The sequence below is a fragment of the Alkalihalobacillus alcalophilus ATCC 27647 = CGMCC 1.3604 genome, from assembly GCF_000292245.2.
GTDB classification, from domain to species: domain Bacteria; phylum Bacillota; class Bacilli; order Bacillales; family Bacillaceae_D; genus Alkalihalobacillus; species Alkalihalobacillus alcalophilus.
The window spans coordinates 1-14,483 of record NZ_ALPT02000096.1 but is presented as its reverse complement, the minus strand read 5'-3'; the positions used below and the strand labels follow the sequence as shown (position 1 = coordinate 14,483).

The window sequence follows — 14,483 nt, the reverse complement described above, 5'->3', positions numbered from 1 at the left end:
TTTTACTAGCACCCGTTACTTTAAGTACATAAATTCACAATTACTTATGATATGATTCCCCGTGATGAAGTGAGGTTGAAATTTAACTAAATTTCTATCAGAATGTTAGCTAAATGACTTTTTTATAAATTCATCCTGTAAGATTGCATCAATTAAATTCGTTCCTTTTGCCACTGTATTATTTCCGCCTAGTGTTTGATATTTTTCATGAACATATTCGGCACATCTTTTAATGTTCTCTTCAGTAAACTCCTCCACCTGAATTATACTTAATTTCTTGGGTGTAATATCTACCGAACCAGCAACCTTAGCTGAACAAACATACATCACATAAAATGAAATATCAGATTGTTCGCTAATAGAATATATTCCTAAACCACTAATGGAATTTTTCACTTTTTTTCCAATAAGAGCTGCATTATAGTAACTATCCAAAATTTTATTGTTTAGATACGCACTCTTTAGAAGTTGTTTTAACTTTTGAATCTAATATTCCATTTTTAATTGGAAATTCAATAAATAACGAAGGTGATTTTATTAGTTGGGGATTAATTGTCAATTTATCTGACTCTGGAGAGCTTTTAGAAGAAGTTTTCTTTAAATCAAATAATGAATTCAATTCATTAAATGTTTTTTATACTAAACATTTAAAGCAATATTTACAAGAACAACGAATGCGTATATTAATGTGGAGCGCTCCTTATATAAATGATAATTATGAAAATATAAAAGAAGTCGGGGTAAATTGGACCACTTTTAAAGAAGTAATAACTAATATGCAAAACGTTATGTATAATTCTAAAACGACAATACCTCCAGAATGATTTTTTTATTGAAGTTAAATAAAAAACTAGGATTATCCATCCTAGTTTTTTTGAAAAATCGTTTTTCACCGCTAATTACAGAACTTGTACAGAGGAAAAAACTTAAATATCAAACTCTTTTATAAATACTATTTATAAATTCTTCTTTGATTACGTCTAACCCACAAGGTTCTAGAATAAATGTAATTAATAAAGTATCCACATTAAACATTGTAGATGCTACTTTCACCTCTTTTATTAACATTTCCAATAATGTTATTGCCTTTATATCAATCCTCATGTCGTAAAGCATGTGAATAATATCTCGTATAATAGATAGGTGTACTCTTACAAAGCGCTTATCACTTAATAGGTTTTTTATTGTTAATATAAATTTATTAGAAGGAGTACCTTCAGCTAAAAGTATTTGCTGCTTTAAGATACATTCCTTAAGTATATTAACTAAATTGTTTGGTGTACAAATAGAATAATACTTATTCTTGCTTAGTTCTAACAGTAAATCTAGATATTCACAATATTTGTCCTTGTTAACATTGTAATAACTATCTAATAATGACATTACATTAGTACATAGTGACCCAGGGTACATATACTGTTTTAAATTTTTTATAAACAAATCTTCAGATATAAAAACTCCATTAAGTTTATGCGCCAAAACAATTGGCTCTATATCAACATTCAATCTGGCGGGTATTAAATCTGGTACATCTAACTCATCGCAAATATTAAATGTTCTCACCGCTAAAAGTATATCTCTCCATAATTCCATGTTCCTCTTATGGTCTTCAGGTGTAATTCTGTTGATTCTTGGATGTAAACCTTCTTCAAGATACATAGTGCCAACAGTATTTTCTGTTTCCCTTGATTTATTGAAAGACTGCTCGATAACATTATACGTAGATTGCGTAATATGAATTCGGTCCTTAAATATATCAAGTACCTCCAACTTATCGATAACCTTCAAAAATACTAAAGTTGTTAAATCTATTACTATTCTATCGCTTTCACCAAGTTGCCTTGGTATAGGTTTTCCTGAATTGAAAATTTCGTCTTTACTCCAATAAAAATGATGAATCACATCAAACATAAGTGAATAATCTTGATTGCTTACACTACTTAACGGTAATTGGGCTCTCTGAACTTGTTCAATTATCCTCTTCTTTTTCTCGTAATTCTCAGAAAGGATAGGTACCATCTTTTCTATAAGTTGGTAAGGGTCGTCTTTATCAAACGAAAACTGACGTAAACCCTTTGATTCAGGATTTATCTCAAAATGCTTTTGAGCACAATGTTGATAAACATAGAAATACTTATCAAATATTTCTTCAATAGTATAATTACTATCGCAAATACAAACTTTTTCGCCCTTTTTCATCCCTAATAATAGAAGCGCTATCTCTGAATTCTCATTATAACGCTCACAGTTTAAGTAGTATTCTCCATCTAAACCTCCCTTTTCTATACAGATAAACCTACTCTCACCATCGTTATCAACAATTTTGACAACACAGTCTATATCAACTTTTTCTTTTGGTATGGAAACACCCTCCAATGTTTCACCAGCAAAAGGTAAAAAGAATGCGATGTACTGAAAGTATATTTGTTCAACATATTTATCTTTTAAAATAGCTAAAGACTTATATGCGTTCTTAACCCCTGCATTAATTTCACTTAATAATACTTTTTGTGCAAATGCACCCATCATCAAAAAGACTGGATTTTCACTACGTAAAAGGTGGCGAACATATAATTCAGCATTACTATCATCATTTATGTTTAGCTTCGACAAAATAATTAAGTATGCTGTATAATCATTTGGCACTTCTTGATATAATACTGTTAATATATTCAGCGCTTCCTTATAATTATCATTGTATAAATTTATATGAGCACGCAAGTCTAGAACATTTGAATTTATTTCATTTTCAGGGATTTCTTCTAAAATCCTATTAGCTTTTTCTATGTTTGTTGCATCTTGAGTATCAACTAAAAACTTGGCTAATTCAATTTTTAACGAGGTTGTGTCTGTATTAATTGCTTGTAGTAGTTCAATTCCAAAATCTAAACGCTGCATGATTTTACATGTCTCAGAGATAATAAATATTTCATCCGTTGTCACGTTTTCATCTACTTTTTCTAAAGCTTTAGATAAGTACCTGACTCCTAATTCTTTATCCTCCCCATGTACTACCCTTGCAGCAATATTGTAGAATAAAGATTCATTTTTGTAGATATTTTCAAGTTCATTTATTTTTTCTATCAAGTTATCATATTCACTTACCTTTTTATATGCAATAATATATAGGGTAACTATGTCGGAATATGCTGTTTCTACCGTAATCGCTTTTGTATTTTCAATGAGAGAGACTATCCCCTTATAGTCTTCTTTTTCATATAGACACACAATTATCTTCTCAAGGATATTCCTATTCTTAGTATTTCCATATAACTCTTCATAGATGTGTATTGCTTCATCGTAAGATTTTAAGACGAAATAATACTCCGCGAGCATTAACCTAACCGGTTCTTTGTTTTTAATCTCCTCCGGTAATTCACTAATATCAGTTAGTATTTCTTGAGGGTTAACAAATAGTTTAAGAGTTAAGACATATCCCCAATAATCGACTTGAAATTCAATGCTCTTTTTTTCAGCATATTCTCTCAACTTAAGAAGTTCTACTAGCTTAACATTTAGTAAATCTTTTTTAGGATGTTCAAATCCATTACTTGAGCTTGAAAATTTAATAGGCTTGTTAATACAAGGAAGTATCTCTGCAAGAATTATTAAGTATTGCTTATAATTTGAATTCTCCTTTTCAATAGATTTAGAAATAAGTTCATAGGCAACCTTAAAGTGTGAGGTGTTCAAAAATGCTATTCCCAAATAATAAAGAGCGTTTTTTCTGTTAATAAGCATTTTATCAATTTTATTATCTTCTACTGTGCCTATCTTAATTGCTTCCTCAAAATTTCCAATTGACACCTCGAAAAAAATCTGTTGCTCTAAAAATTCTTCATTAGTCAATCCAATTGCACAAAGCTTTCCTAAAACCAACTCGAAATCTCTTCTTTCACCAGTCATAGCAGCAATTTTTAATTCTAATTCATATCCTTTTTTTACCTGCCCTTCTAAAACCAATATACTATTTGCATCATTACGAGCACCTTCAATATTTTCTCTATCTAAGTTTATAACGCCTGAGTAATATAGTATTTGTGATTGTTCTTCAGTAGGAAGTAAATTAAAACCTGAAGATGAAACCAAGCCATTTATTAACTTTAAAGCTTCATTTATGTTACCTGCATTAATGAAACTTTTAATATTTTTAATGGTTTCATCTAATAGTTTTGATATTAACTCTTTTGATGGAGTCTCATTCGCACTACCACTTTGTTCAATTAATGTTCTAATTAAAGCTGAACCTTCTTTACTTTCAGTCATAATATTATACTGATTTTGAGTAATAGTAGTTTTTTGGTTATCCCTAGTTTCAATAATTTGTACAGGATAACCTCCCCCATTTTTATCGAAAAGCCGTCGTAAAAATGACTTCACTTCTTATCCCTCCCAACCTGATTAATAGTAGTATTGGTGTTATCACGTGTTTTGATGTTTTGGGATGAATGGTTCGAATTGTCTGTTTTTCTACTCTTATCAATAAATAAATTATTATAAATGTTAACCACCTTATTCAAAGTAATTAAGGCGATAATTAATGATAATATAGATGCTATGCTAGCTATTATATTAAAATATTCCACTGAAATTTCCCCCTTATTATTATTTGTTGCTTATACTTCGAATTAAATTAACTACAGTAAAGCAAAATTTCTCGAATACTTCTGCCTTAAATAATAGTTTACATATATAGTACTGATTCATCGTGAAAGTCTAACGACTTTATTCTCTGCTATTAGTTCTGTTTGCCATTACTGTATCTATGGTAAGCTCTTGCATATCCAGTAGATTTAATACTTCTTTATAAGTGTTTGACAGATATCCTCATTTAGCTATAACGCATTTACGAATACTCCAGTCAATGGTCATGTTTCGCTTAATGGATTGGAAGTTATTGGATAACACCTTCAACATTACATCACCACCTTTAACAATGTTGCCCGGTGTCATTGGAAGTTAAAGCATTATACAATTTCTTTTTCTATCATACCACTTTCTTCGTTACAATTAATTCGCTAATATCAATGATTAATTGAGTAGTGGAAATTAAAATACTATAAATATCTATATACCATTATATGAAAATATATTTCTACCCGATTTCTAGCCCTTTAAGAAGTTTTGATAATAAATTTTCTGAGAAGCCGGCTTTTTTTTGTTTTAATATTTCATCTTTTAATTCCATTAAGCTTGGATGTTTTACACTATTTATTAACTTAGATAGACTACTTGCTGTTATGTATTCGTTAGATAAAGCTAAGCCATAATCAACTGTTCCCATACTCCATAGTTTCATGGCGGAATCATAGCGTTGTAATAATTTTTGTGCAATCATTAATCCTTCAGGGTCAAAATCTCCCGCATAGTATACCAGTCCTCCACTCTCAACAAAAATATCAAGAAAACGAAGTGTTGCGATATTTAGCATCCCATTGCCAGACACGATGGAAACATTGATGCCCGTCTTTTTGGTTTCAGAAATGAGATAGGATGCCACAGATGAATTTTCAACCATGAAGATTTTATTATTACTAGCAGTAATTTCGCTTAAGTCCATTACTTCTCTCAAAGGGAGATTGATTACTGACTGCTCGTCTTGTAGACCTTTTAATAATTTACTTTCTTCACCATCTTGTTTTCTTCCTAACACATTATAAACCGTTACATAATTAAACAAATCATCTCGTAATATGTTGTACTTAAATAATAAAGCGCTTATTTCTTCAGCATCTTGCTTATTTGATATTTGTTTCCCATATTCAATCTCTTCCAACACCTGTAGTGTATAAAGCAAAATTTTCCCTCTGTCTTTATCCATGTCGAAAGAGTGTGGATTCTTTGTTACCATCGAAGAGAATATAGGTAAATAAATTGGCTCTTGCAACGGGAACATGGAAAGTAACGTTGATATATCATCCATTATTCTTTGAAGTTCCATTCTATCTTGTTTATAAAGATAGTAATATCTATTATTTTTGTTTTCTTCTTTACTTAACCATTGAATTACTTTTTTCATTAATTCTGAATGAGGTAATAATGTATAACTTAGAAAAAACGTATCCCTTTCTTCAACAAAAATATTATGCTCTTTCTTCTTACTAATTAACTCTTCACCAAAGTATGCTTGAACTATTTCTTGAAGGGTAATATCTGAAATAGCTTTTTCGAATACAGTGTTTTTCAGTGCTTTTTCAAACTTAGATGCTGTTATTTTGATTTCACTCTTTTTCGAGTAATCTAATCCCATTAATCCCCCTATAGCATTTTTTTCATCCTTTGTTGGATTTTCGATTGATATACTTATACCTTTCTCTATGCGTTCATAACTCCTGTACTTTTCGTAAAATAGAGAAAAAAGGCGTTGAAAGCCCTTTTCCTCTTTGAAAATTTGAATTACTTTATCAAGTTGTTGAGACATAACCGTCTACCTCATTTCCTTCAATTAACTCTTTTAACTCGTTCTCCTCAACCCTTTTTCTTCTATTTCCATTCCAGAAATATGAGAGAACCGTTACACTAGGTCTATTTTCCGGTCTTGATAATTCGTAGATGCTTAAAGAAGGTACAGATTCGAAACATCCCCATAAAGATTGTGAGTTTAAGATATAGTTAAAGCCAAGTTTATAAATATAATTAAACATCACGTTAATATTTTCTTCGTCTACCCTTGAGAAAGCTTCATCTAAAGTAAAGATTTTAGGTGCATCTTCACGACCTTCTAAATACTTTGCGTAAAGAGCTGCCAACACTGGTGTCACCATTGCTAATACTCGTTGTCCTCCACTTAGTTCCCCGTAAGAGTTCCTATTCAATCTTCGTTCCTTATCTCCCTTTTTTGTGAAATAAATCTCAAAATCAAACCATGTTCGGTAGTCCAATACTTCACGCATAACTTTTTGTAAATTTACCTCATTGTCATTTTCGACTTTCCTTTTGGCTTCTTTGATTTTAGAGCGAAAGTGTTTACCAATTTGGTCAATGTCAATCCATCTACTGTCTTTTTTTAAAGCTTTAACTAATTGCTGTGTATTTAATTCTTCATCTCTTTTATCCTCTTCGACTGTTTTCGGAACCCATTTAATACGGAATTTAATTAAGTTTTCATGTTCCATAAACTTGTTCATTTCTTTTTCCCATTGCTCTACGTAATTTATCTTTCTTCGAATGCTTTCCCCCAGTGTATTGATAAGAATTTCTTGATATAATTCTCTATCCTTTTCAGCAGCGTTGACTTCTAAATCTTCTATCTTATCCTTTAATAATTTCACAGCTCCAGAAGGAGAAACACGATGATTATCTACTTCCAAAGTGACAACAAGACGCGTCATCTGTTCGGACATTAGATTTAACAGAACCTGGTCTTCACCCTCCCCTTCAATTGTTGGGAAATAATCCGATTTTACAGGTTTCATATCAGGGTCGTAATGCATCGGCAAGACTACACTTTGGTCTTTATATACTTTGTCTAATCGATTTTTTATTTTTTCAACATTTTCTCTTTTTTTATCAATCAGTTGCCCGTATTCTTTCTTGATAAATTGAGCCAAATCCAACAATGCCAAACCATTTTCAATCGTAATAAATCCTAACTTAACATGTTCTCCAAATGCACCTTCCCATGATTCTTGAATTTTTAATTGAAACGGGAGTTTATTTGATTCGTTAATTCGGATATATTCTTCCGCACCTTGTTTTTTATTTTTCACTTGTTCTTCTTCTCGGAATATATTTTCTTTTTTTTCAGGAATAGCAGTGTTTATTTGGTAGGTAAGCTCATTCACTCTTTCCAAGATATTATCAGAATCAATGTCTCGAAGTCTTTTGTCGAAGTTCTCTATTTTCTTTTCAAATGTTGAAATCTTCCCCTCGATATCCTTTATTTCAGAGTGATAATAATTTGCTTCTTCTTCTTTCGCATTCACTAAATTCAACTTGGTTGAAGCTACTTCACCTATTGAATTTCTTTCTTTATAACTGCTCTCCAAATCACTTAAACAATCAGAATAATCATCTAAGTTTTTTAATTCAACAACAAATGAGTCTAATGTAAGTGACAATTCTGTAAAATTCATCTGTTTTTTTATTTCTGTCATCATAAGCTTCATTTCTGAACTTTTGCCTGTTATTTGACTAGAAACCGACTTTTCTTCCGGTTCTAACACTTCTTTAATTCTATTCACTTCGTTTTTTATATCCTTTATAATTACTTCCAAATTCTCTAATGAAGGAAATGCTTGATATTCGTTATCTAAATTTCTGTCCGCCATTTCAATATCAGAGATTTCCTTTTCAACTTTTTCCTTTTCGAAAACTTTTTCTAGATATATTTGTTCTAATTCTTCGATTTTCTTCCTTCTTACGGCTTCTCTAGAGGCTTTACCAATATAGATATTATCCTCGAATACTGAAGACTTACCTTCGACAAAAGCATTGTGGTAACTACCATCTGAAAGTACATAACCATCTGTATTTTTTTCGAATGATATTCCATCCAGTATTTCGTTATACTGCTCAAAACCTCCTGCCGCTATTAATACTTCACCAAGGTTCACTTCTTTTTTCGGTCCATACATCAATACAGAAGAATATTCACTTGCTATTTGGGTACTGTTTTTAGGAACTACTACCGAACTTAATATCCCTGCTTCAAGCAGAGCACTTTGAATATTGATTTTATCTATTTCAGATATGCCTTCTTTGTATTCAAAAACTTCATAGAATGGTCGAAATTCTATTCCATTTTGATACAATTTTTCCCAATCACTTTTTCTTTTTTTGCAAATTCCGGCTCTATTTCTTCTCTACCTTTCCAATCTTGTATCTTTGATTCTATATCTTCTATTTCAGAGGCTAATAATTCAATTGCGTAACCCTTCTTCATGAGTTGCCTTTCATGTTCTTTTTTAGAACCCTCATAATGAAGTTTAAGTATTGAAAAATACACTTCTTTTTCCATTGAATCGAAAACGTCTTCTAGATTGCGTTGTAAGCCATCCACAATATCTTCAGATACACTTAATGTTTTAGAACTTTGACTCCAAGCCCCTATTTCATGCGTCAGCTTAATAACTTCTGTTTCATGATTTTCTTCCTCTTTATCTATAATAGATTGAGACTTATCGATTTCCATACGAATATTACCTAATTGATTATCAAGTACCTCGACTTCTTTTTTCATACCTTCGTATGCATCCAGTTTTTCCTTTGTTATTTTAATGAATTGTTTATAACCATCAAAAACATCTTTCCATGTTGCGAAGCTATAACTATTCCCATCCTTTTCCTGAAAAAAATGATTATAAAAACGGTCATGTTCTTCAAAGTGTATGTCAGCGGAAAGGTTTTTTAATTCGCTTAGATACCCTTTCATATTCCAATCTAGAGTTTTCTTTTGGCTTTCCTTCTCCTCATACTGAAGCTTATACGTTCGATATTCTTTCTCAGCCGTTTCTTTTTTCTCTTCTAAGCCAGCTAATTTATTTTTATTTTCAACAAGATTTTTTTCTTCATCATTCTTGTTCTGTTGTAAAGCCTCTATTTCGTCCAATCCCAGATTTGCCTTCTCCGTTCGAAAAATACTTAATTCATCGTCTAGTTTCTTAGATTCAAATGATAATACAGCTAATCTTTTCTCGAATTTTTCGATATTTTTCTTTGATTCTGTGATTTTCTTTTTGGTTTCTTCGTAATCCGCAGTCGATTTTAAATAGGAAACAGCTTTTTCAGCAAGTGTTATTTTGTTATATTCTTCATAAACTTCATGCAGTGCATTTATCCCTTTTAAATCCTGACGATAATCCCTTAAATCTTTTTCTATCCTATCAATGGCTTCAATAGAAGATGTCAATGGTCTCAACTCTTCTCCTGTTAACTGTGGCAAGGAATCATTTAATACCTGAACCACACCTTCGGGTTTATTCTGGTCACTTAATTTAGGACTTCGCGCCTGCAATAATAAATCAATTAATCCTTTAAAACTTTCTAGGGATTCAAATCCAAACAAATGTTTGTTCACATTATCCGCATACTCATCTCTATTTGAATAAACTTTTCCACACTGTAATTTCGCTTCAATTACATTACGTAGCTCTTTTTCGTTTCTAGGCAGTTTCTTTACTTTACCCTCATCCATTACTTCTTCATATAACTTTAAATCTCTTTCTTTTTCACCAATACGTTTTCCGTCAATAATAAAATACCAAACATTTGGTTGTTTTTTATTACGGTCAGCTTCTACACCCATTCCGATAGTTTTAAAGATATTAGTGTTTCCTCTTTTAAATTCTAGAGCGATGTAACCAATACGGTGGTCAATATCAACTAAACCTTTTTCACCTAACACTGTATCTGTAATTTTACGCTCTCTTCCTCCAAACGGGTCTAACTTATGACTTCGCACGTCTCCATCCAACAATACAGTAATCAAACTTTGTGTTGTAACAGATTTACCACTTCCATTATGACCTCGTAATACCGCGCATCCATTGCTAAACAATAGTTCTTGATTCGGATAATACCAATAGTTAAATAGTACAGCTCTGTGCATTGTCCACTTTTCTGTTATTTCTCCCATTATAATGCCCCCTATTTTAATCTTTAAAATAATCGCCTACAAAACGAAATATTCCCTCTTTAATTACATAAATGTTTTCGCTTTTTTCTTCTAAAAAGCCCCACATTACGAGCTCTGACATTACTTCTTTCTGCAATTCTTCTAATTTGTAGTCCTTCATTTTTTTAGTCCAACTACCTTTATACTCTTTTCTCAAGTTAGATAAAACGGTTGCGATTTCTTCCCCCATTAGCTCTATCTCATTTCTTTCATTTTTTGGAAAAGCTAGTGGTCTCGTGTAGAGGTAATTCCCCATTAAAATAGCTATTTTCGTAATCATGTTATCTGCCGGATATATTTTTTCACCTTTTACATAGTCTGTTTTAACTACCAATGATGAACTTTTATACCTTTCATATGTTAAATCGGTATAACGATAGATAGTATTTTCTACACCGACATAGAATTTTTTAATATAATCTCTTTCTTCCTCGGATAGTTCGTTATGATAGACTACTGGCTCCAAAAACAACCTTCGGTAGTATCGATGTTTTCTATCAGCTATCTCTTGATTTTCTCGCTCCATATATCTCAAAAAATCTCGTAAGCCCTTCCAATTTTCAACTTCCTCTTGAGGAAACATACGCATAAAGTACGAACTATGTGGAGTTCTTTCCAAAAGTACATCGTGGTTATCATTTCCAGTAAAATCTTCTATTTCTTGGTCTATAACCTTAATCAAACTCATTTTCACCATGTATTTCAACAAACGGACTAAGGATAACCTGTTTTGATAACCTATCCCTTCTTTCCACACTACTTGTTCTTGCGAAAAAGCACTAATTGCATCACATATATTTTTTAATGTAAATTGTTGGTCTACGGATTTACCCTCTAAAAATGCTAAAATGCGAAAGAAAAAAGCGAAATCCTTTGCACTTTTAAATACTGGTACGCTATTAATATATTTTTCTCCCATCCAACTAAGTGGTTTTACCGGAATCTTTTCCAACTTTATCATTTCATGATTAGAAACCAGTCTGTACCGAAAAGTATCTCTAAAAAACCGTTTTAACTCATGCTCATTGTCTTTGATTTGATAAAATAACTTTTCATCATTTTCCCTTAATACCCAGAATCGTTCAAAGAGTTCATAAATGCATTCCTTAATAACTGGCTTGACTTGGTTATTCTTGTCATACTCTAAATCTACTTTATTGAATATATTCATTCTTACACCTCAAAAAACAGGACATAATCGGGCATTCTCAATGTACCATCTGTACAATTCATACTTATCCAGGAAGCTGACTGTTTTTCTATTTCATACTTAATACCTTGCTCAGTTTTTCCTTTCATTTTCTCTTTTCCTACTGCCATACTTATCCAATTTAATAAAGCATTTCTAACGAAAGGTTCTACCTCTTCTAATTCCTTGATTTCAACTATTCCGCAATTCATGAGAGCTGACAACTCTTGTTCTTCATATTCTTTCCTTCTTTTTAGTTGTTCCTGAATATCTTTATCCTCATCTGACAGTTCAATTGCAGCCATTTTCTTTTTAATCGGTTTATTCCTGTCCTTTGCATCTTTAATAGATATTATTTCAGGGGTATGATTATAAAGAGTGTCTTCTGTATTTACTTCCCTTACTTTTGATGACTGAAAATGAAGTGGCTTTTCAACATTAGTAATCGTTCCAAAAGCCTTTTGGCAAATGTCAAAACCCTCCTCTGTTTCAAAAAGGTCAGCTACATGTAAAAATTGTTTCTTTCTATTTTTGGACTGTAACTCTCTTTCGCTAAGTTGCTGTAAATATTTTGTAAAACGACTTATTGTATCATTTGTTTGCTTTAGTAAATAGTCAACATATCTTTCGTTGAAATCATCTCGAACAAACCATCTTACTAACCCTTTCCACTGGTTCATGAAGATTTCACGATATTCATCGTCCGACATGTCATCTTCGAGGGTAGGTTTCTCTTTTTGTTTTTTTATCAAAGTTGCAATAACCAAATCTAATGCTTTTGACTTATCCATTACACTAATTACATCTTCAATAATATGGATATTTCTTTGTATCGTAATGATAAAATCAGTTAAATAGTTAGTAAATTTAATGCGAAATGCGTTTATTTTTTTATTTTGCATCGCATCTTCAATGTTTCTACTATGGATGACACCAAGATAGTCTGATGTTTCCTTTCTTAGATTATCAAATCTAGTAAACATATCTTCCCACAACTTACTAACATCTTTTTGTTCTTCCAAATTAACGTATTTCTCTTCACCAGTATAGTCTTCCAATTCTAGCAACAAAGTAGTTAAAGCCTTAACAAGACCTGAATCCATTGAACCTCTTACCATATTTATTTTACTATTTAGTTTTTCCATCATTCTTTCTAGTTCTATTGTTTCTTCTGTACATTGATACCTTAATTTCCTTTTATTAAAATCTTCAATTCGAGTTACGTGTCCTGTATCTGGGTGAGACATAACATTTCCCCACTCTTCTAATGCATTTAAATCAGTCTCTAACTTTGTTAAATTATATTCTTTAAACACACCCAATTTATCGTTACTTATAATATGGTTAAATATATCTATCGGTAACGAAGGAGGCGAGTAATAAATTTCATGTTGTATATATAAATAATTAATTATAGCGACATACCTTTGATAATTTTGCTCACTTAGATATTTTGCTTTTGTAAAAGGCTCTAAAAGTCTAGACTCTAGCACTTGTTTCACTCCATTCTATTTTCGTAGGAATACTGCCCGACTTAATTCTTTTAATTACTTATAAATTTTTGTCATTCTAAAAATAATGTCCTTTACTTTATTCCTTAACTCTTCAGGTGAAATAACTTTGACTCTATCTTGCTGTCCTAATATCCAAAATAATATACCGTCCATTCCAAGTACTTTTACATCAAATATGGTATATTTACCCTTATATACATTTATTTTTTGGGCAGTTGGGAATGCACGATATACATATTCTTCAATAGAACTATCAACCCTTAACTTTACTGTAACTTCCTCCCCAGTAAACATGTTATAAGACTGATTACTATGCTTTCCTGGCTAAAAAAAATCATTAGTATGATTAATTTCAAATCTTTCTTCTAATATTGTTATTTTTTCAATTTTATCGATGCGAAAATTTACTGGAGTTTTGTATTCCTTGCCTACAAATTCAGCAACCAGATAGAATTGATAATCATGAAAATTAATTGTTAGTGGTTTTACCTTTCTTTCTTTTAATCCATTATTTTTACTGTACAAAAATAATATTTGCTTTTGCTCAAGAATAGCATGAAATAAATCGTTTATTTTCCCCCTAATTTCGTTTCTTTGTGAAGGTGAATAATGATAATTATAGCTCCTAAAAAACTTTTTTAATTTTCTTCTTTCTTCTAAAGTAAAGAGATTAATCAGTTTCTCTTCTATTAAAATCCGTTCTTCCTTAATTAATGAACGACTTTGGTATAACAGTATCAATAAAATAAGAATGTCTCCTGACATTAAAAAATCATTGCTTTTTTCGATAGAGTACGTATTATTTTTAGCATCGTATAATATAGAATTATATTGTTGTTCAATAACGAATCTTATATGCCTAATATCTTCTTTAATAGTTTCAGTATGCTTTCCATATTCAGCAGATAAATTAGAAACATTAATACTTTCTCCTGCCAATAATCGGTTATATATGTCTAATACTCTTTGTTGAGAAGAGTATTGTACTTGTTCATATTTCATTTTTTCACCTCTTTGATTTGGTTTACTTCCTCAAATTCACTTACCCCAATTTTCCATTTATGAAATTTATAACAAGTCATTATTATATTCATTATAACTACTGACCGCAGTGTATTACACTGTGGGTTAACGAGATATACTAAAAAAATTAGAATAATTCTGA

At 31.2% G+C, this 14,483-nt stretch carries 9 protein-coding genes; all 9 read right to left on the bottom strand.

Features of this window, described 5'->3' with window-relative positions; translation table 11 throughout:
- Nucleotides 1-105: 105 nt before the first annotated feature.
- The gene (locus BALCAV_RS18340) at nucleotides 106-435 is read right to left on the bottom strand and encodes a hypothetical protein (RefSeq protein WP_003320555.1); all 330 of its coding nucleotides are present in this window, start codon (nucleotides 433-435) and stop codon (nucleotides 106-108) included.
- A gap of 498 nt (nucleotides 436-933) precedes the next feature.
- Entirely contained in the window at nucleotides 934-4,380 is a 3,447-nt protein-coding gene (locus BALCAV_RS18335) for a tetratricopeptide repeat protein (RefSeq protein WP_003320554.1), read from the bottom strand.
- A gap of 715 nt (nucleotides 4,381-5,095) precedes the next feature.
- The gene (locus tag BALCAV_RS18325; RefSeq protein WP_003320552.1) at nucleotides 5,096-6,421 is read right to left on the bottom strand and encodes a TIGR02679 domain-containing protein; all 1,326 of its coding nucleotides are present in this window, start codon (nucleotides 6,419-6,421) and stop codon (nucleotides 5,096-5,098) included.
- Entirely contained in the window at nucleotides 6,405-8,753 is a 2,349-nt protein-coding gene (locus BALCAV_RS18320; RefSeq protein ID WP_040324215.1) for an SbcC/MukB-like Walker B domain-containing protein, read from the bottom strand. The genes BALCAV_RS18325 and BALCAV_RS18320 overlap by 17 nt, the downstream gene beginning before the upstream one ends.
- The gene (locus BALCAV_RS18315) at nucleotides 8,735-10,576 is read right to left on the bottom strand and encodes a hypothetical protein (protein WP_040324214.1); all 1,842 of its coding nucleotides are present in this window, start codon (nucleotides 10,574-10,576) and stop codon (nucleotides 8,735-8,737) included. Before BALCAV_RS18315 ends, BALCAV_RS18320 begins: the two co-directional genes overlap by 19 nt.
- A 16-nt stretch (nucleotides 10,577-10,592) precedes the next feature.
- Nucleotides 10,593-11,786 carry a TIGR02678 family protein gene (locus BALCAV_RS18310; protein ID WP_003320549.1) on the bottom strand — a complete coding sequence of 398 codons (1,194 nt, stop codon included), beginning with the start codon at nucleotides 11,784-11,786 and terminating at the stop codon, nucleotides 10,593-10,595.
- 2 nt (nucleotides 11,787-11,788) lie between these two features.
- On the bottom strand, nucleotides 11,789-13,297 hold the full coding sequence (locus BALCAV_RS18305) for a TIGR02677 family protein (RefSeq protein ID WP_003320548.1): 1,509 nt from the start codon (nucleotides 13,295-13,297) through the stop codon (nucleotides 11,789-11,791).
- 54 nt (nucleotides 13,298-13,351) lie between these two features.
- Nucleotides 13,352-13,612 (bottom strand): WYL domain-containing protein, encoded by a 261-nt coding sequence (locus BALCAV_RS23505; protein ID WP_003320547.1) that lies wholly within the window; start codon nucleotides 13,610-13,612, stop codon nucleotides 13,352-13,354.
- A 30-nt stretch (nucleotides 13,613-13,642) separates the two neighbouring features.
- On the bottom strand, nucleotides 13,643-14,320 hold the full coding sequence (locus BALCAV_RS23500) for a helix-turn-helix transcriptional regulator (RefSeq protein WP_003320546.1): 678 nt from the start codon (nucleotides 14,318-14,320) through the stop codon (nucleotides 13,643-13,645).
- Between the last annotated feature and the right edge of the window lie 163 nt (nucleotides 14,321-14,483).